The organism is Pseudomonas sp. Sample_11 (assembly GCF_004307505.1).
GTDB classification, from domain to species: Bacteria; Pseudomonadota; Gammaproteobacteria; order Pseudomonadales; family Pseudomonadaceae; genus Aquipseudomonas; species Aquipseudomonas atacamensis.
Genome location: NZ_RCOD01000056.1, coordinates 1 through 16,001 on the forward strand (window position 1 = coordinate 1; position 16,001 = coordinate 16,001).

At 57.5% G+C, this 16,001-nt stretch carries 24 protein-coding genes; 5 read left to right on the forward strand and 19 right to left on the reverse strand.

Annotated elements, in window-relative coordinates:
* A partial coding sequence (locus tag D8U60_RS16585; protein WP_130900505.1) for a hypothetical protein occupies window positions 1–614 on the reverse strand: 614 nt, incomplete at its 3' end.
* A gap of 108 nt (window positions 615–722) precedes the next feature.
* On the opposite strand from D8U60_RS16585, the gene D8U60_RS16590 reads away from it, so the two are divergent.
* Entirely contained in the window at window positions 723–1,187 is a 465-nt protein-coding gene (locus D8U60_RS16590) for a hypothetical protein (RefSeq protein ID WP_130900506.1), read from the forward strand.
* A gap of 3 nt (window positions 1,188–1,190) precedes the next feature.
* Here the strand turns inward: D8U60_RS16590 and D8U60_RS16595 are convergent, their stop codons facing one another.
* The 17 genes from D8U60_RS16595 to D8U60_RS16675 form a co-directional block, all read right to left on the reverse strand.
* Window positions 1,191–2,279 (reverse strand): minor capsid protein, encoded by a 1,089-nt coding sequence (locus D8U60_RS16595; RefSeq protein WP_130900507.1) that lies wholly within the window; start codon window positions 2,277–2,279, stop codon window positions 1,191–1,193.
* Window positions 2,254–3,714: a DUF4055 domain-containing protein gene (locus D8U60_RS16600; RefSeq protein ID WP_130900508.1), complete on the reverse strand. Its 1,461-nt coding sequence runs from the start codon at window positions 3,712–3,714 to the stop codon at window positions 2,254–2,256. The genes D8U60_RS16595 and D8U60_RS16600 overlap by 26 nt, the downstream gene beginning before the upstream one ends.
* The gene (locus tag D8U60_RS16605) at window positions 3,714–5,201 is read right to left on the reverse strand and encodes a terminase (protein ID WP_130900509.1); all 1,488 of its coding nucleotides are present in this window, start codon (window positions 5,199–5,201) and stop codon (window positions 3,714–3,716) included. The genes D8U60_RS16600 and D8U60_RS16605 overlap by 1 nt, the downstream gene beginning before the upstream one ends.
* Before the next feature lies 1 nt (window position 5,202).
* Window positions 5,203–5,724, reverse strand: a complete 522-nt coding sequence (locus D8U60_RS16610; protein ID WP_130900510.1) for a hypothetical protein — start codon at window positions 5,722–5,724, stop codon at window positions 5,203–5,205.
* A 406-nt stretch (window positions 5,725–6,130) separates the two neighbouring features.
* Entirely contained in the window at window positions 6,131–6,313 is a 183-nt protein-coding gene (locus tag D8U60_RS16615; protein WP_047297581.1) for a hypothetical protein, read from the reverse strand.
* Complete coding sequence (locus tag D8U60_RS16620) at window positions 6,273–6,659, reverse strand: hypothetical protein (RefSeq protein WP_130900511.1); 387 nt, start codon at window positions 6,657–6,659, stop codon at window positions 6,273–6,275. The genes D8U60_RS16615 and D8U60_RS16620 overlap by 41 nt, the downstream gene beginning before the upstream one ends.
* Complete coding sequence (locus tag D8U60_RS16625; protein ID WP_130900512.1) at window positions 6,656–6,979, reverse strand: phage holin, lambda family; 324 nt, start codon at window positions 6,977–6,979, stop codon at window positions 6,656–6,658. Before D8U60_RS16625 ends, D8U60_RS16620 begins: the two co-directional genes overlap by 4 nt.
* 165 nt (window positions 6,980–7,144) lie before the next feature.
* Window positions 7,145–7,390, reverse strand: coding sequence for a DUF2158 domain-containing protein (locus D8U60_RS16630; protein WP_130900513.1), 246 nt, complete (start codon window positions 7,388–7,390; stop codon window positions 7,145–7,147).
* Between the two features lie 164 nt (window positions 7,391–7,554).
* A complete protein-coding gene (locus D8U60_RS16635; protein ID WP_130900514.1) occupies window positions 7,555–8,232 on the reverse strand; it encodes a hypothetical protein in 678 nt (225 codons plus the stop codon).
* Entirely contained in the window at window positions 8,229–8,831 is a 603-nt protein-coding gene (locus D8U60_RS16640; RefSeq protein ID WP_130900515.1) for a recombination protein NinG, read from the reverse strand. Before D8U60_RS16640 ends, D8U60_RS16635 begins: the two co-directional genes overlap by 4 nt.
* A complete protein-coding gene (locus D8U60_RS16645; protein ID WP_241663545.1) occupies window positions 8,831–9,232 on the reverse strand; it encodes a recombination protein NinB in 402 nt (133 codons plus the stop codon). The genes D8U60_RS16640 and D8U60_RS16645 overlap by 1 nt, the downstream gene beginning before the upstream one ends.
* Window positions 9,229–9,690 (reverse strand): hypothetical protein, encoded by a 462-nt coding sequence (locus D8U60_RS16650; protein WP_130900516.1) that lies wholly within the window; start codon window positions 9,688–9,690, stop codon window positions 9,229–9,231. The genes D8U60_RS16645 and D8U60_RS16650 overlap by 4 nt, the downstream gene beginning before the upstream one ends.
* Entirely contained in the window at window positions 9,687–10,484 is a 798-nt protein-coding gene (locus D8U60_RS16655) for a hypothetical protein (protein ID WP_130900517.1), read from the reverse strand. Before D8U60_RS16655 ends, D8U60_RS16650 begins: the two co-directional genes overlap by 4 nt.
* A complete protein-coding gene (locus D8U60_RS16660; protein WP_130900518.1) occupies window positions 10,471–11,442 on the reverse strand; it encodes a phage replication protein in 972 nt (323 codons plus the stop codon). The genes D8U60_RS16655 and D8U60_RS16660 overlap by 14 nt, the downstream gene beginning before the upstream one ends.
* Before the next feature lies 1 nt (window position 11,443).
* A complete protein-coding gene (locus D8U60_RS16665) occupies window positions 11,444–12,166 on the reverse strand; it encodes a Rha family transcriptional regulator (RefSeq protein WP_130900538.1) in 723 nt (240 codons plus the stop codon).
* A 151-nt stretch (window positions 12,167–12,317) separates the two neighbouring features.
* Window positions 12,318–12,743: a phage regulatory CII family protein gene (locus D8U60_RS16670; RefSeq protein WP_130900519.1), complete on the reverse strand. Its 426-nt coding sequence runs from the start codon at window positions 12,741–12,743 to the stop codon at window positions 12,318–12,320.
* A 79-nt stretch (window positions 12,744–12,822) separates the two neighbouring features.
* Complete coding sequence (locus D8U60_RS16675) at window positions 12,823–13,029, reverse strand: Cro/CI family transcriptional regulator (RefSeq protein ID WP_007965032.1); 207 nt, start codon at window positions 13,027–13,029, stop codon at window positions 12,823–12,825.
* Between the two features lie 107 nt (window positions 13,030–13,136).
* Here D8U60_RS16675 and D8U60_RS16680 point away from each other — a divergent pair, with 107 nt between their 5' ends.
* Genes D8U60_RS16680 through D8U60_RS16690 form a run of 3 tightly spaced genes read left to right on the forward strand, consistent with a single transcriptional unit; the run spans window position 13,137 to window position 14,991 of the window.
* Window positions 13,137–14,003: a S24 family peptidase gene (locus tag D8U60_RS16680; RefSeq protein ID WP_130900520.1), complete on the forward strand. Its 867-nt coding sequence runs from the start codon at window positions 13,137–13,139 to the stop codon at window positions 14,001–14,003.
* A gap of 57 nt (window positions 14,004–14,060) precedes the next feature.
* On the forward strand, window positions 14,061–14,423 hold the full coding sequence (locus tag D8U60_RS16685) for a hypothetical protein (protein ID WP_130900521.1): 363 nt from the start codon (window positions 14,061–14,063) through the stop codon (window positions 14,421–14,423).
* A complete protein-coding gene (locus tag D8U60_RS16690; RefSeq protein ID WP_241663546.1) occupies window positions 14,416–14,991 on the forward strand; it encodes a hypothetical protein in 576 nt (191 codons plus the stop codon). The genes D8U60_RS16685 and D8U60_RS16690 overlap by 8 nt, the downstream gene beginning before the upstream one ends.
* A 129-nt stretch (window positions 14,992–15,120) precedes the next feature.
* On the opposite strand, the gene D8U60_RS27675 is transcribed toward D8U60_RS16690, so the two are convergent.
* Window positions 15,121–15,273 (reverse strand): hypothetical protein, encoded by a 153-nt coding sequence (locus D8U60_RS27675; RefSeq protein ID WP_177435478.1) that lies wholly within the window; start codon window positions 15,271–15,273, stop codon window positions 15,121–15,123.
* Window positions 15,274–15,415: 142 nt separating this feature from the next.
* Between D8U60_RS27675 and D8U60_RS27915 the strand changes: the two genes are divergently transcribed.
* Window positions 15,416–15,997 (forward strand): superinfection immunity protein, encoded by a 582-nt coding sequence (locus D8U60_RS27915; protein WP_241663547.1) that lies wholly within the window; start codon window positions 15,416–15,418, stop codon window positions 15,995–15,997.
* Window positions 15,998–16,001: the final 4 nt, after the last annotated feature.

Here is a 16,001-nt window from a genome sequence, read left to right on the forward strand (position 1 = left end):
CCACCTGCACCGCCGGCCCCGCCGCCCGATGCTTTACTACCCGCGATCAACGGTGCGAACGCCGCGTCATTCGCGATTTCTGCTTTCAGTTCATCCAGCGTTGCCGCCGAGAGCTTGCCCTGTGCGTCGAGGACGACGACAACAGGCTTCCCGTCGCGCTGCTCGACGCTCAGACGGCGTTCGATATGCGGCAACAGGGCTTTTGCGCTGCCTTGAACAGCCAGGGCAGACGCGATATCAGTAGCGGTACGACCGACAGTCAGATCCCGGATCTGCCCGCTCAGCGTTTGGCGCTCCTGCTCCAGCATGCCGTTCAGCTCAGCGTCACGGCGGTTGTATTTTTCAGACCAGGAACGCTCGAGCTCTTCGACGTTGCCGGACTTGCGAGCGGCTTCTTCGCGCTCCAGGCGAGCGGCTTCTTCAGCTTCACGCGCCTTCTTCTCGGCCAGCTTTTTCTCGCCGAGCAGTTCATCAACCTTGGCCTTCAGGCCGGATACATCTTCTTGCTGCGGCAGACCTTCAATGCCGAGTACGAACTTGCCGTCCTTCTCGGTGTAAAGAGCGCGCACGGTTTCATCTACCCCTTCCAGGGTATCCAGTAGGAATTTCAGCATTGGTTGTCTCCCAGAGACGTAGATGCAGGCCCTGCCTGCGAAAGAAAGTTCTTGATTTATCTACAACGTAGGTTACATTGTAGAAAAACAGAGCGAGGAGTGCTAAATATGAAGTCGGTAACGTTCATCCATAACGAAGCTGGTGAAGCTGAATATGCAGTCATGCCTATATCGATATATCGAGAATTGATGCCGCATGAGCAATCCGCTTCAAAGACATCGACACACCCACTTCTCAGCAAGGACAAAACAATGGTCCAACTGCCTTATGGCGGCCCTAATACGTTCCTAAGCATCGATGATCTCGTTGCCTATCTGAAAAACAACGACATCACTCATCTCGCGATAAATCAGCGCGCCCAAACGCTCGACAGCTTTCCTCCCGAGCAAGCGATGACTCTGGATCCCATCATTCGTCGCGAGTTCTTAGTGGATAGCTCCCCTTACCGAAACACCATGCAAGCGACGACAGAAGTCATCGACGCGCTTGTGGTCTCCGGTCGCTTCCGCCGAGTAAAGCAGCGCTACGATTTCTTCAGTCGCGCTGTCAACTCCATTGAATTGGTCGACTAGGCATTAGCGGACCCCTGCCCGTTCAAACGCTAACGGCTCTAGTGCGCGCATTTGCATAAGGGTCAGGGGAGTAAAGTTACGGTCAAGCTGCAGCTCAGCAAACCGCTCAACGCTCAGCCCACCGTCTCGGAACAGCTTCGCCCGAACCGGGCCGATAGCCTTGTCCTGAAACGCCGCGGGTTGCTGCTTGAGCCAGTCGTAGTAGCTGAGGTCTGCCCTCACCTGCTGAGCGCCGTCGTCGCCGATGGACGCACGCGTGGCGCCCTCGGCGAACAGGGCACTGAACCGAGTCACAGCCACCACCGTCGAACGGCAGTTGATGTGGATCGGTGGCCTCGGCCCCTCAGTTAGCTTGAACCGACGCTTATCGAGCGTCCGGCACTGACTGGTCGTCTTCGAATCCAGCGTGCTGACCCACTCCACCGACGGCACGACATCAGAGTTCGCCTTCAGCGTTTCCATTCGCGCCTGGGTGGCGACGTGCTGCACCGCCGTCCGCACGATAGCGCCGGCGTTGCGATTCGTCGTGGCCAGGATGCCATCGTTGTACTTGAGCGCTTTGGTACCGCGGATGTTCTTGATGATCTGGAAGTTGGTTTGGCCTTCGAAGAAGCCCTGCCGGATCGCGCCCGTGAGACGTTGCCGCTCGGTGGCGGTGAAGCCATCAATGAACGACTTGAGCAGCTTCCCGCCGTCGGCACCGCGCACACTGAGCGGATCGGTGAGGATTGCCGCCCTGATGGCAGCAGCACCAGGCACCGCCGCGTCGAACGACACGCCTACCGGCGCCGCTCGGGTCAGGCTGGTCGCTTCAAACTCAGCCTCGTAGTTGGCGATATCCACCAGGTCGAGGTTCAGCTTCTCGCTGTACCGGTCGAAGATGCCCATCAGCAGACTATCGACTTCGCTGAGCAGTCGCTCCAAACGCACAACGGTGTAATCCGTCAGATCGGACCGGGTCAGCCGCTCGCGGATCGAACGGTCGATCTCCTTGAGGAAGGGCGCGAACTTCGCGACCTCCCCCGACTTCAACTGCTCGAGGAAGACGGCGTGCCGGATCGTGGCATCAAGGATTGCTTGGTTTGCCGCCATTTACGTTTGCCTCGTCGTCATCCAGGTCAGGGCCCGTGCTTTGGGCTTCGAGCTCGTCCCGGATTTCATCATCCGTTTTCTCCGGGTTGATCACGCCTCGATCGCGCAGGTACTGCCAGAAGTCGCCTTCCGGCAGTTTTCCGCCCTGCACTGCGTTGAACAGTGCCGCCAGGATCGTCGCGTCCAGAGTGATCTGACTGAAGTCCTGATTGAGCTTGTAGACCACTTCGCCGGAGGCGTTCACGAACTCAGCCATCCACTCAAGGCACTGGCTGTAGGCTTCGCTGACGTTGCTGACCACCAGCGACAGGACGCTGTGTTCGGCGGCGCTGTCGTTGTCGGCCTGGGTTGCTGTCTTAACCGCGCTGCCGCGCTCAATCAATCGGGCGCCGAGCGACACCATGTCTTGCTTCTTGGCATCCATCGCTTCCTTCACGAGGGTGTTCGGCTCGGGTTGAGCAAATCCGCACGATCCATTGGCGGGAAGCGTCAGCGGTGCCCTGGAGCCGACGTAAATACCGTTGGCTTCAAGATGGTCGCGCCATGCTTCGTCCAGCCCCGAGATCCAGAACTGCGGCTGGCCGGAAAACCATACCGAATCCTCATAGTCCGCGCTGTTGCAGTAGTGACCGATGTTCAGCACCGCCATGTCGTACAGCGGCGCCTCGTCGATGCTTGTGTCGTTGTTCTCGCTGCCGAGAAAATGAAAGGGGATCAATCGCCAAGGCTGGCCCGCGCCGTTCAGCGGAGTGAAAGGGGGGGTAATCATAGCCGTTTGGCTTGAACCCTCTTCCCACACCTCCTGGGTGTAAACGCCGGTCTCGTCCAGGCGCAGCACTCGGTATTGGGTCACCTTTTCGCTGCCGAAGCCGTCATCGGTGTCGACATCTACGGATTCTTGCAGCACAACCAGGCTCAGCAGATGCTGACCGCCGACCTTACGAGTCTTCCAGTTCCTGATCGACTCAGCCGGGTAGCTCGCAACACTCGCCCGAGCGCGCCCGGCCTGCTCGTCCGCTTTGCTCACCGTGCCCGCCTGCACCGCGGCGTAATCCACCAGCAAACCGTGTCGGCCAACTTCGAGCAGGTGCCCAATGACCGATTGAGACTGTTGGTAAACGCTTACGCCCTGCCCGTCGATATCCGTGGACACGTAATCGAGTGCGACGGGGACAGTGAGGGTTGGCCAAGTGCGGAACACCGCGCCGACCAAGCTGTGTTTCGTACGCCCCGTAGCGTTGTAAAACACTGCTCGCTGCTTGTAGGACTTGTACCGCTCGACGTTTTCCCGGCTGGTGTCGTGATGGTTTGGCTTCGGCAAATACACATCGCCGCGAGCCTTCACTGTCTCGGAACCCTTGCACACGTCGCGCACCAGCCGCCAACGGGACTGTGCCGCGTCGTATTCCGGGCGGGTATAGGTGACGTCTGCCATTAGCGTGCGAATCCCATTTTGATTGATTTGACCGGCTTCCTTGCGCTCTTGGCGACAGCGAAGTACCGGAATGCATCGGACGGGTGAGACGCCCAGTCATGAAGAGGCTTGTCTTTCCAGCAGCCCTTCTTGTCGTCCCACTCTTTGCGGTAGTTCTCGAGCGCGGTGATGCCCTCTTCGCACTTCGCCTCGTCAAAGGCGCAGAGCCCGAGGATTTCCCGTGCCTGATCAATGCCGTCGTCGACGCCGATCTTCGGCACGACCTGGAATGTCATGCGGTATTGCTGGCCGTCGATCTCGTAGCCTTCGCGCGCCATTTCCCGACGGGTTTTGGCATCGCTGCCGAACTCGCGGTTGTCGATGTCATGCGGCCCCCAGTGCTCGGAATAGGTGTAACCCTTGTCCTTGAGCACCTTCATGTAGTGCCGCAGGCCTTCCCCGCTGTTCTGGTAGAAGTCGATGACGTGGTACTCAGTGCCGACCTGACGGACGAACCAGATGGCCGTGGAGTCGCCGACGCCGATGTCCCAGAAGGTCATCACCGGAAGGTGGCTGTTGTCTGGCAGCGTGCCGATGCGCTGAGCGGCATACAGCTTGGTGAACTGCTGGGCGTAGTAGGCGCCCTCGATCGATTGCTGGAAGGCTTCGGCCGGGATCGACGGGTATTCCCGCTTCATGTCGTCGCCGAGGGTCTTCTCCTTGGCCGCGTACCAGGCGCGCTGGCCCGGGTTCGTGTCGATGCCGTGCTTGGCGAACAACTCGTTGAAGTAGTCGGTCAGCCGCTGCGGGATGATCGCTTCGAACGGATCGAGCCAGTAGGACTTGTTCTTCCACCAGCTGAAGAAAAAGAACTTCCAGTCCAGCTTGCCGAGCGGTGTACCGGAGAGGAGTTGCCTCTCTGCGCTCTGCGAGTAGTCGAAGAAGTAGCCGGCCCGGCCCTCGGCCGTAGATTCGATCGTGACAAAGCAGTCAGTGGCCACCGCCTCAAAAGCGCCCGTGACAATCTCGCGCGCCTTGTGCGGAAACTTGGCGCAGATCTTCCCGAACTCGGAGACGTGCAGGTAACGCAGCGTGCCGCCACGGAACGAGGTGCTGACGTAGAGCGAACCGCCTTTGCTGAACACCAACTCGCCGGCGGCGTCGTTGCTCGCCGGATTCGCCGCGCGGATCTCTTTCGGCAGGTTGTCGTAGGCGTACTTCACCTTCTCCCGGAACAGGCGCTTGGCATCGTTCAGGGTGTGAGCGATCAGTGCGCACTTCGCCGACTCGAACAGAGCAGCGTCGAGCTGGATGATGCAGCACTCGGTGGTGAAGCCGAGCTGCCGAGCCTTCAGGATGATGTTGCGGGTGTGCATCCCATCGAAGTATTCAATCTGCTCGTCCGTCATCCGGAAGCGGACTTTCTTGCCCTGCTTGTCGGTGATGAAGTAGAGATTGTTCAACCGCCAACGCTTATCCCGGAGCAGCTTCATGTGCTCGGGCTTCATGTCAGGCGTCCTTCGATAGTTCGTCCATCATCGCGGCCAGGGTGTCGACTGTCTTGTCGCCCTCTTCCGTGTCGAGGTTGAATGCTTGGCGCTCGCCCTTGATCACCTTGAGCTGAGCGTCGACGCCAGCGTTGAGTGACCGCGCGAAGTCGCCGTGGTTTTCTTCAGTGACTGTCACGCCTGACAGGAACGTGCTGAGCTTGCTCGCAATGCCTCGCCACTGGGCCAGTCCGGAACGGTGGGCAAGCACTACAGCCGCAGCCTGATCGGATGCCTCCTCGATAATCTCGGCATCAGTGACCAGTTTCTTCTGGTCACCATCCGTGGTCACCGATCTGGTCACCTTGTCCTTCACGGCGGATCTGACTTTGCTCGTCAGGTCACGCTGCCAGCCTTCCTTCTCGGCGCGCTTCATGATCGTGTTGTGCGCTACTCCATGCTCTGAGGCAATGGCGCGCAGGGAAAGCAATCCAGCCCGGTAGGCTCGTTCGATCGCCTCCCAGTCGGGTTGCTTGGTTGTCATGTCATACCTATAAACAAAAAGCCCCGCTTTCGCAGGGCACTGTTCGTTGAGAAAAACTAAATGGGAGAAGCAACGACTCCGATCGCGACGAGTTCAAAATCGCCGTTGTCCAGACGATTTACAGCTCGACCATTGGCTTGCTGAAACCTTTTGTACCCGGGGAGCCTGTCACTCCCAGAAATCAGATATTCCTGAATTTCCTCAATATCGAACTCTTGGCCATCTGCCGACCTAACCCTGTGAACTTTCAACAACGTGTCTTCATGCTTTGTCATGACGCTTACCTTTGGCGGCGGTGAGTCCGAACTATAGGCGTCACCTGAACAGCGAGCAGGCATCACTGCATGAAGCTTCACAACATTGAAGGTCGCGACACAATTTGCAGTCTCGCGAAACGTGTCGCGACCTACTTGCTCTGACTGCGCTTGATCTGCGCGTCCACCTGATCTGCACAGGTGTCGAGCAGGTTGATGGCTTGATTCTTCAGCTCCCACAGCTGGCCGTTGTCGGCGAGGTCTTCGTCAGCTACCCGCTCACACGGCACCAGCTCAGGGGGCTCGACTCTTACTGCCGCTGTCTTTGTTACCACCGGTGGCTTTCCCGCGCAGGCCGTCAGGCAGAGGCTGAGCAGCCCAATCACGAACAGGCTTGCTGTTGCGTTTGAGTTCTTCAAAGTTCTTCTCCGCCTTTCTGGCTTTGGCTTGGCTGGCCTGTAACCGCTTGTTCAGGTCTTTCTGGTAGTCGGCGTTGCGCTGGGCTTCGGCGCGCAGTGTGGTGATCGTGGCCTGGCTTTGGAGGTTGGCGTCGACCGCCTTCTTCTTCTCGCTGGCTTCGAATGCCACCTCCCCGCGAAGGGCGACGACGCGCGACTGCTGGATCCCAATGAGGAGCAGGCCGACCAAGGCAATGATGATTGCAGCGGCGAAGGCCTTCATGGGGCATCCGCCTTGCGACCGAGGAAGCGGGTCACCAGCTCGCGAATGGCTGTCACGCCGAGGAAGCCAATCGTGCCACCTGCGGCGATCGATAGGCTTGAAGGCCAGGCCATCCACTCAATAACGCTGGACGCGACCAGACTCAGCGATCCGCAAATCAGCGCCTCGAAAATGATCCGGCGCACGCTGGTTTCTTTTCCGTCGTAGATGACGCGAAGCAAGCAAACGGTGATGGCCATGATGACGCCCGCCATTAGCGGATTGCTCAACGCCAGCCAGAGCTTGGCCCATGTGTCTGGCTTGTCAGGCATGTTTGGCATCCGGGTTGCCTCCCCCTGGGGGAGATGAATAAATCCGGCGTCCGCTGCACTCCCAGCTCGGGGCGATGGGTGTGGGGAGCCGAAAACGAAAAAGCCCCGGCAAATGCCGAGGCTTACTGGTGAAGACTTATTTGTTCTTTCTGATATGAAAGAGATCAGAACTCCTTATGCCGAAGGTGTCTCGCTCTCTATCTTTGGCACAAGAATCAATTCGTCCTCTTGGTACCGATGCTTCTGATCGACACCTTTTTTATCTTTCCAGCGGCACATCACAAGATCATGGCGGACCTTGCCATTTGGATTTCTGCCGAGCGGGGTGATGCCAAAATCTATTGGCGCAACACTCGAAACGCTCATTTTTTGACCACCACTGCTGAGCGTTACAACATCTCCTACCTTGAACTTGGGCATGACTGCTCCTTCAGATTGATATCAATCTGATATATGGGCGGGCCGGAGATATTTCAAGCAGGATAAAACCCGGCACTTGGCCGGACTCATTGGTTTCGTGTGCGCTTCGCGTTACTTGTGCACTATGGGAAAAGTACACTAGAAACCCCAACATAGCAACAATTTTATGCCGCTTCTTCTGAATTTTCAGACTGAATCACCTGCCAGACTGGCTGAAGCGCTTGGATATCCACTTCAGAGATGGCTTCACGCAGGAAATTCCACACATCCCTCCAGTCACGATCCCAAACCTTCGGCTCGATGCGCACGCCGTAGAGCTTGAGCATTCCTTCGGCTACCCGCGTCGGCCCCCATTGCTCTCCACCATGGACCTCAATCTTGTAAGACTGCAGGGCGATGGTGATCATGCAGTGAGCTTTGGCAGCCTTGGCATCCGTCAGGGCGGAAAAATCTACATCGTTCCAGATCAGTTTCTCGGCGTTGAGCACATGAACCATCGTCATGCAGGGGTGATACAAGTAGTGACCGAACTGCTGCACCTGGAACGGCAGTGTGTCGATCGCGCGCAGCACCTTGCCGATCGTGGCGAGGTGCGCGGCGCGAGCAGTCGACCGACCAACCGGCGTACGGCGTGTCTCACTGATGCTGATCTTCTGGCGCACGACCTGGATCCGCTCTTCCTTGTCGTCACCGATCGCGGCGAACACGGCTTCATGCCGGCGCATCCGTGAAACGCTCTTCACTGGCGCAGTTGCTGCCCTATCAATCGCTGCAGCGCTGATCGACGCGTTCGATTCGTGCTGCGCTTCAGTCCACACCTGTCTTGCGTTGATCAGCTTCATGCGGCTTCCCCTTTTTTCAGCTCTCTTGCCTTGGCTCGGTATTCGGCCTTGATGGTTTTGATTTCTTCGACGGTGTACTTGCGGGGCTCATGAGGCCCTTCCAACCAAATCACTTTTTCGGCGCCGATGCGCTGTACCAACCGGATGCGGTACTCGACCGCGTTGCCGGACAGGTTGCGATTGCACTTCACGCACTGGCGGTGGATGTTTAGCGGCTCGAATCGCAGCTCCGGACAAGCGCCGACGGATCGGTAGTGGCCAGCGTCCCAGCGACTGCCCGTCATCAGGTCGTTGTCGTTCGGCATCGAATCGCAGCTGATGCATGGCAGGTGCGCGTCACGCAGGCGGACGTACTCGTTTACGGCGGCCTGCGCTTCTCGCAGGTGATCCGCCCTGCTCTTCAGCTTTTCCTTGCGCACCTGGATCTCGCGGCGGTCGCGCTGGGCGATGGCCTTGCGGGCTTTCTCGGTGTTCGCCGGCGCATGAGTCAGCGCGCATTTCGGGCTGCACACCACCTGAGTGGTGTTAAACATCGGCGCGAACTTCTCGCCGCAGGCCTTGCAGGTTTTCTGCTTCACATCCTTAAGGGCAGTTCGCATCAATACCGCCCTCCCCATTTGTCCTGCTCAGTCCAGCGCACGTCATGCTCGGCGCCGAAGGCATGCATTAGCTCGAACAGATCACTGAACCACTTCTGCGACTGCTTGCGGGTCGATACGGCCATCACGACGAAGCCACCGTCGAGGCCTGGCTCTGCGCGCTGCTTCTCCAGCGAGGCACTGAAAAGGCACTTCCAGTCTTCACTGCTCAGTTTCTTGCCGTGCCAGATGACTTGCTCGGATACGTCCTTGAGCAATGCCCACATCTTGCGGTTGCAGATGTCTGGGCGTTTCTCGTCGCGGATCACCACCACCTTGGGCTTGCTCAGGTCGATGGCGTGCAAGGCGCCGGCGAGGCGGTTGATATCGCTTCGGTCGCGGATTGTGTATTCGGGAATCATGGATTCTCGCTCCTACAGGCAGAGCGCTCTGGAACGGGCGTTTCAGCCGAAATTGACCCTTGCTCGCTCCCGCAGGAATCTGGTCGCCCGCTGCACATGGCGGCGTCGATCTCGGCGTCCACATCAGTGAACTCTGCATCACTCGGAAACCAGTCCTGAATCAACCAGATGAATGTCTGCTTGTCTCGCAGCCACTCGTACCGCTCAGCATTCTGGCGCAGCGCCTCGTTCTCTTTGATGAGTCGATTGCGGACGTTGCAGGCCGTTGTATATGCCTCTTCGAATGCAGCAAGTCGCTCGTTCTCGACCAGCAGCTCCAGCGCCACCTCCTCCACAGTCTTCTCCCCGAGGAATTCCTGCAGAGCCTCAGTGTTGCGCTTCCAGTCTGCGCAGTCGGCACGGTAGGACGCGGCTTCGGCCCACAGCAGCTTCTGGAGTTTTTGTTTGTCGATGGTCATTGAACCGCACTCCTTGCTTCCAATTGTTCGGCCTGCTGAATGAGCAGCGCCCGGCGATCCGCCAGCTCATTGGCTGCCAGAATTCGCAGTTCTGTTTTTTCCTCGGCCGATGCCTGGCGCATGGCGAGCATCGAATCCTTCACCGCGGCGAGCTTTTCGCGCAGCTTTGGTGATGGCCGTGCTACTTCGCCGGTGAGCAGCGCGACGACGGCCCGACCGTCTTCAGTGACCGGCGCGACACTCAAGTCGGCCAGGTACTGCTGAGCGCGCTCCTGAGGGATTCGCTGCATCTGCACGGCTTTGGCGATCGCCTGTGTGCGGCGGTTGGCGTCGAAGCCGACCGACACATGCCAGTTCACTTCCTTGCTGCCCTCCCGGGCTTGCCCCACCAGGCGCTCGTAGGCGCTGTTGAACGCCATGCGCGCTCCGACCTTGTCGCCAGCATCGAGGACAGGTTTTGCCGCTGCGAGCGCGAGCTGGATCTCGTCGGTCAGCACCACGGTTTCGAACTCGTCGTTGGTGGTCATGGCGATCGCCCATGCTTCGTCCTTGCCCGGACGCCCGTCGGCGATCTGCACGCGCTGGAGAATGTCAGCCATTGCCAACTTGCCCTTCACCTCAAAGCGGCAAGCCTTCAATGCGGCTTTCACCACCGGCACCGGGTAAGCGCAAAGATCTTCAGCCATGATCGCCGCGGTGCCTGGATTCATTTCCTGACCCATGGCCTCGGCGGTGGCGCAGATTGCAGCAGCGAGCCCGGCAACCTGACTGTCGTTCATTTCAAAGGTATTCATTGCGCTCTCCCGATTGGCGCTTGGCCAAGACCATTTGCGCGGCTTGCTCGGCAGCGGATACGTTCGCCTCGGTGCGTTCCATTTGGCGCGCGGTTGTTCCGTTGATGCGCTGACCCGTCACCCACTGAGTGTGGTAGCTCTCGGCGTTGGCCAGCAGCTCGTTGAGGCTGTGGCACTTGCGCAGGACGCCGGCATCGCTGGTTTTCAGGTAGTGCGCGGCGACATGGTGGGCGACATCGGCGCCAAGACGGTCGACCAGTTGGCCGAGCTGGCCACCGACCTTGGCGTTCCACACGGGCCAGGTGCTGTAGCGCTTGCGGTAGGCCATGGCGTAGTTCGCCCAGACCTTGAAGGTTTTGCAGGACTGGTCTTTTGGGCCCGGCATGTCAGCGGGAATCTCAACCCGTGGCGCATCGGTGCGATCAACCACCAGAACCAGATTGCGGGCCGGCTTGTCCGGGCTGCCTTGCAAGTCCTGACTGGTATCCTGATTGGTACCCTGATGATTGGTATCCTGATTTGTCGGAGATTTTTCCGACCCTTGTTCGGATTTTTCTCCGACCTTGCTCGGATTTTTTTCCGAGGTAGATCGGATTTTTTTCCGACCTTCGTTCTTTGGTGGGGTCGGATATTTTTCCGACCCATCCAGTTTCTGATTCCACTCGATCGCCTTCTCGGTCAGACGAAACAGGGTGATGTTCGAAGTGCTGGAAAGCTCAATCAGACCGGCCTCTTCCAGGGCCTTCAGCATGCGGTAAGCAGTGTCTGGCTTGTCAGTGAGCAGCGGCAGCTCCTCGATGATCTTGGCCTTGCTCAGCGCGAAGAAGATCCCGTCGTCAGTCTTGATTGGCTTGGTCCAGCTCGGGCAGCCGTAGACGAAGGCGAACAGCAGGGCCTGCTGAGAATTCAGCCCCCACTCCAACGCCTTCACCTGATTGATCGTGACGGTGAATTGCATATCAGGCCTTCCCGACCAATTTGGCCAGTTCGAGGAAGCGGCCCACGTACCAGTGAGGCTGTGTCTCGCGTGGGGATTGGGGGTTGGTCAGGTTCTTGCCGTAGGTCATGCCCTTCTCGGTCACCGACCAGAACGGAACCATTTCCTGTTTGGAGTTCTTGCGCTGGAGCTGCTTCAGAAAGCCCTTGGTTTCCAGTGCGCGGTTGAACGCAGCGGGAGACACGCGAATGCCGTTGTCTTTCAGCAAGGCCGTGGCTGACTTGGTGGGCATAGAGGATCCGCCGGTAGCATCTGGCGCGGCGTCGACGGCGTAGCCTGGGAGAAACTTCGGGTCAAGACCGTTGTTCTGGGCGATCTTCGCGAGCATGGCCATCTGGCAGGATGGAGCCGGCTTCAGCAGGCGCGTAAAGCACTCCATGATGGCGATCTCGCCAACGACCTTGGTGCCATTGAGCAGAACCTGCTCGCGGGCGCCCTGCTGGTGTTCAAGCTCACGCCACCGGCGAATCACTTTCATCCGCATCGGGGCGCTGTAACCGGTGAGCAGGCAATCGGTGTGCTCACGATCGAGTATGTACTGGACTTGCTCGCGGTTGCGTCCGTCGAGGTAGATGTCCTCAAAATTGAGTGCATCTACTTTCAGGTCTTTGAGCATTGCCAAGATGTCGCGCTTTACGTTGTCGTGCCTTTTACCGGTGACGTTGGCGATTTCGCGAGAGGACATAACGGCACGCGACACGTTTTCAGAATCCGCAAAACGTGTCGCGACATGTCCGGTATTGTCCTGTTGTGGGTGTGCGTGCATAATCAGCTCCACTTGTTTTACCGCTGTTGAAAAAGCCGACCTCGTACGTCGGCTTTTTTGTGTCTGAAATTCAGGCTGCCTTCACGGACTGCTTGAACACTTCCAAGCTGACGATCACTTCCTCAGCCTCCTTGAGCAGGCTCGTTTTCTCGACCGAGCAGACTCGACCATCAGCCTGTGCGTCGAATGCAAGCCGGGTAACGTCCGCAAGATCGGCATGCAGTCGGAGCAGAGCGGCGTTGAGGTTGATCCCTTCCGGCCGCTCCTTCGGGACCAGGTCGAAACCGAACGCCTCTGCCCAAGCCTTGAGCGGGCGAAAGTCCTGGGTGAACTTCATGATCCGGTGCAGCTCTTCCACGTTCATGCGGTGGGTGTCGTAGTCCGGGTTTGCCTTCTGCGAAAGCAACGTCCGGGATTTGAAGTCCGCCCCCTCGGCGATCTTTTTGGTGCCATGGTCGTCTACCACGTCATAGATCGCTCTCATCAACTCCTGCATGTCACACCTCGAAAATTGTTACGTGGCTCTGCGCCACCAGCGGCGCGATCATTTGCTCAAGGAACGGCGGACTTCGATGTCAGGCGGCGGTTCTCTGAACCGGCAGCTGGCACGGAAATGGACGAACCTCCTCCGCTGTCAGCTTTCCGTCCTCATGTTCAATAACCAGGATTTCCCTGGCCGCCTTCAAGGCTTTTGAAATGGCTGGAGCGCTGACGCCAAGGCCCTTGGCGACAGCGGACTGACCAATTCGCTCAACCAGTTCTGGCAGTGGCGTCTTTTTCATGTCGTTGCCTCAGCAAACTCTGTCAGGCCCAATATTAACCGCCGGTTAGCATTCAAGCAACACCGGCGGTTGCCGCAATAAAATTAACCAGCGGTTAAATTTCACGGATGAGCAGAAAGAAAGAGCTGTCCCCAGAATTGAAAGCTGAGTGCGACGCCGCCAAGGCGCTTTTCGTATCGAAAAAGAACGCACTCGGATTGACCCAGGCGAGTCTTGCGGCGGAGGCTGATATATCGGCCGCTGCGGTAGCGATGTACCTGAACGGAACGAACCCTCTGAACGCCAAGTTCGCGGCGGTTCTATCGCGCCTACTCGGCGTTCCAGTCGAGCGCTTCAGTAAGCGACTTGCGCGCGAGATCAGCGGACTGACAAGTGTCACCGAAGCGCCATCTGCTTCGACGCTTTCAGCCGCTGATATGGTCCGAGCGATGCTTGATAAGCAGGGAAAAGGGCTTACTGACACTGCCAGACAAAGATTGATGGCAGCCGCTGAAGCAGATGATGCCGGGGGGCCCATCGAGATTGACTACTACCGGCCAGGCGTTGTGGGGGATGAGGTGTGGATCGCCCACTACGACGTTCGCGCCGCGATGGGCGGCGGTCAGATCCCGCATGACTATCCCGAGATGCTGCAGGATGTGCGCGTAAGTCCTCAACATCTTCGCGAGATGGGTGTCGAGTTCAAAGAGCACTTTCATCTGAAAATGGTGACCGGCTGGGGCCAGTCAATGGCGCCGACGATCAAGCATCGCGATCCCCTGCTCGTCGACATTAGCATCCGTGAATTCGTGGGGGATGGGATCTACATGTTTTCGTGGGACGGCCACCTGTACATCAAGCGACTCCAGTGGATAGGTGAAGATCAGCTCAGCATGATTTCGGATAATGCTCTACATCCGGCGCGGACAATACGCTACGAAGACGCCTACATCCAGGCGCGGGTGCTGTTAGTGTGGAATGCAAATCTTGTATGAATACCGAATCCTAGAGCTGCAACGTAGCTGACCCGCATAAAGGAGCAAAAGGGACAAATGTCAGAGAGCACAAAAAAGTTAGAGCAGCGCCGGGCAATGCATGCTATCGACCCAGATGACTTCATACGGTTCCTGGCAGATAAAGCCCCCGATCACGATCCGTGCATGGTGTGCAAAGCTGATGAATGGCTGATCATGTGCCCTGATGAAGGGCCCACCTATCGGTTTGGAATCCCAGCAAGAAACGTTGAAAAGACCTTCTATGCGTCAGTATTAATGTACTACTGTGCGAATTGCGGTTTTTTAAGGCAGCACGTATCAAAGGTCGTGAATGATTGGGTGCGAGAAAACCCCGCAAATCTTGAGCTCGATCTCAAAGATACGCCAGACGCCGACCACGAGGACGGCGAAGATGTCTAAGAGGCAGAATGGTGGAGGCGGCTTGTACCTTGTCGACGAAAAAACCCAATACCACAAGGCAAGGGTTCCTGCCGATGTTGATTTTCGTGATGACAGCGTAAAAAAAGAGAGCAATACTCAAGAGATGACTGATATCACCCGCGAAGAATTCAATGCGAAGCTCGAAACCATCGAAACAAAAATGGACGCTCGGGCCGAATCCGTATCTTCGAAAATCGAAGCTTTTCTCGCTGTGCAGGCAGAACGGGATCAGCGCTTCAATGAGCGCTTGGCGTCGTCTATAACGCTGTCTGATGAATGGAATCAGAAATTCAGAATGTTGGCAGAGCAGTCGGCCCAAGCAGCGATTAGCGCAGATGCTTCTGCGAAGGAAGCAGCGACACTGAAAACCCATTTCTGGGCGAGCGTAGTTGCGCAAGTATTGGCGGTCGGAGCGATTGTAGTGGGTGCATACTTTGCCAATCAAGCCAACGTTTTATCCGCCGTATCTACAACTGTTTCGGTTTTCCAGGCTGGGCAGGAACACGGCAAAGCCAAAGATCCGGCGACTCAACCAGCGGCCAAGTGATACTTTTCTTCCTGCATTTGAGCCCGGCCAAGAGCTGGGCTGCTTGTTTCCAGCCTTCCGCTACATCCCCTCTCTTATACCCTCGGTCGCATGTGCATAGAAGGCGCCCGCATCCCCTACCAGCTCCTGTCAGTTATTCCTGTCTATGATTCCCTTCACCTTGAAGTCGTCAGCCATCTTCAGCAGCTCCTTATATTGCTCCTCGACATCCATTCGAATCTCCGGGCTTTCGAGCAGCTTGCGCCAAGCGGCCAACACCTGGCCTCTCCGATGATCACCCATTGTGTGTCGCCTCATCGGTGTGTGAACAGCAGAGGCTATAAGGCACCAGCGATTCAGCACCGGTGGCTGGCAGCGGGGCAGATGGTGGCGCGGAGCCACGAATGGTAAAGTGCGGGCCACGTCAACGGATAAGGATTTTGATATGGATAGCGGAAGCCCAATGGCTGGCTTTTTATTTCTCATAGTCGGCTTCGTCGTCTATTTCCTGCCTACCTTTGTTGCCTCCAACCGGAAACACGTCAACGGTACCTCGATCTTTCTGGTGAACCTGTTCTTGGGATGGACATTTCTAGGCTGGGTCATCGCCTTGGTTTGGGCCTCTTCAGCTAATACGGTGAAGACAGAAGAAAAGATCGCCCCAGGTAAGGCCCTATCAGGTGAGCGCGCCTGCCCTTACTGTGCCGAGACAATCAAAAATGCCGCCATCAAGTGCAAGCATTGCGGTGCGGATGTTGAGCCGATAAAGCAGCCCCGCCTGAAACAAGGCTGGGTCGCGTCGACCGCCTGCCGCGACGAGGCAGAGCGAGATCGCACCATTGAAGCGATGACGGCTGCAGACTTACCGGTTGTTCCTATGATCGGCTTGGCAGTGGGCGCAGGCCCATACGAGACGAAGGAAGAGGCCAAGCAAGCCTTGATCATTATGCGCGACGGGCCACGTCTGTTCAGTGAGATCGTCTACAGGGACTCTATGAGCGGCAGGTATCCTCTAATCGCTGACTAACTCC

What these genes read in the sequence shown, in the direction of transcription:
- D8U60_RS16590 (WP_130900506.1), top strand. Translation starts at nt 723, where the DNA reads ATGAAGTCGGTAACGTTCATCCATAACGAAGCTGGTGAAGCTGAATAT.
- D8U60_RS16595 (WP_130900507.1), bottom strand. Translation starts at nt 2,279, where the DNA reads ATGGCGGCAAACCAAGCAATCCTTGATGCCACGATCCGGCACGCCGTC.
- D8U60_RS16600 (WP_130900508.1), bottom strand. Translation starts at nt 3,714, where the DNA reads ATGGCAGACGTCACCTATACCCGCCCGGAATACGACGCGGCACAGTCC.
- D8U60_RS16605 (WP_130900509.1), bottom strand. Translation starts at nt 5,201, where the DNA reads ATGAAGCCCGAGCACATGAAGCTGCTCCGGGATAAGCGTTGGCGGTTG.
- D8U60_RS16610 (WP_130900510.1), bottom strand. Translation starts at nt 5,724, where the DNA reads ATGACAACCAAGCAACCCGACTGGGAGGCGATCGAACGAGCCTACCGG.
- D8U60_RS16620 (WP_130900511.1), bottom strand. Translation starts at nt 6,659, where the DNA reads ATGAAGGCCTTCGCCGCTGCAATCATCATTGCCTTGGTCGGCCTGCTC.
- D8U60_RS16625 (WP_130900512.1), bottom strand. Translation starts at nt 6,979, where the DNA reads ATGCCAAACATGCCTGACAAGCCAGACACATGGGCCAAGCTCTGGCTG.
- D8U60_RS16630 (WP_130900513.1), bottom strand. Translation starts at nt 7,390, where the DNA reads ATGCCCAAGTTCAAGGTAGGAGATGTTGTAACGCTCAGCAGTGGTGGT.
- D8U60_RS16635 (WP_130900514.1), bottom strand. Translation starts at nt 8,232, where the DNA reads ATGAAGCTGATCAACGCAAGACAGGTGTGGACTGAAGCGCAGCACGAA.
- D8U60_RS16640 (WP_130900515.1), bottom strand. Translation starts at nt 8,831, where the DNA reads ATGCGAACTGCCCTTAAGGATGTGAAGCAGAAAACCTGCAAGGCCTGC.
- D8U60_RS16645 (WP_241663545.1), bottom strand. Translation starts at nt 9,232, where the DNA reads ATGATTCCCGAATACACAATCCGCGACCGAAGCGATATCAACCGCCTC.
- D8U60_RS16650 (WP_130900516.1), bottom strand. Translation starts at nt 9,690, where the DNA reads ATGACCATCGACAAACAAAAACTCCAGAAGCTGCTGTGGGCCGAAGCC.
- D8U60_RS16655 (WP_130900517.1), bottom strand. Translation starts at nt 10,484, where the DNA reads ATGAATACCTTTGAAATGAACGACAGTCAGGTTGCCGGGCTCGCTGCT.
- D8U60_RS16660 (WP_130900518.1), bottom strand. Translation starts at nt 11,442, where the DNA reads ATGCAATTCACCGTCACGATCAATCAGGTGAAGGCGTTGGAGTGGGGG.
- D8U60_RS16665 (WP_130900538.1), bottom strand. Translation starts at nt 12,166, where the DNA reads ATGTCCTCTCGCGAAATCGCCAACGTCACCGGTAAAAGGCACGACAAC.
- D8U60_RS16670 (WP_130900519.1), bottom strand. Translation starts at nt 12,743, where the DNA reads ATGCAGGAGTTGATGAGAGCGATCTATGACGTGGTAGACGACCATGGC.
- D8U60_RS16675 (WP_007965032.1), bottom strand. Translation starts at nt 13,029, where the DNA reads ATGAAAAAGACGCCACTGCCAGAACTGGTTGAGCGAATTGGTCAGTCC.
- D8U60_RS16680 (WP_130900520.1), top strand. Translation starts at nt 13,137, where the DNA reads ATGAGCAGAAAGAAAGAGCTGTCCCCAGAATTGAAAGCTGAGTGCGAC.
- D8U60_RS16685 (WP_130900521.1), top strand. Translation starts at nt 14,061, where the DNA reads ATGTCAGAGAGCACAAAAAAGTTAGAGCAGCGCCGGGCAATGCATGCT.
- D8U60_RS16690 (WP_241663546.1), top strand. Translation starts at nt 14,416, where the DNA reads ATGTCTAAGAGGCAGAATGGTGGAGGCGGCTTGTACCTTGTCGACGAA.
- D8U60_RS27675 (WP_177435478.1), bottom strand. Translation starts at nt 15,273, where the DNA reads ATGGGTGATCATCGGAGAGGCCAGGTGTTGGCCGCTTGGCGCAAGCTG.
- D8U60_RS27915 (WP_241663547.1), top strand. Translation starts at nt 15,416, where the DNA reads ATGGATAGCGGAAGCCCAATGGCTGGCTTTTTATTTCTCATAGTCGGC.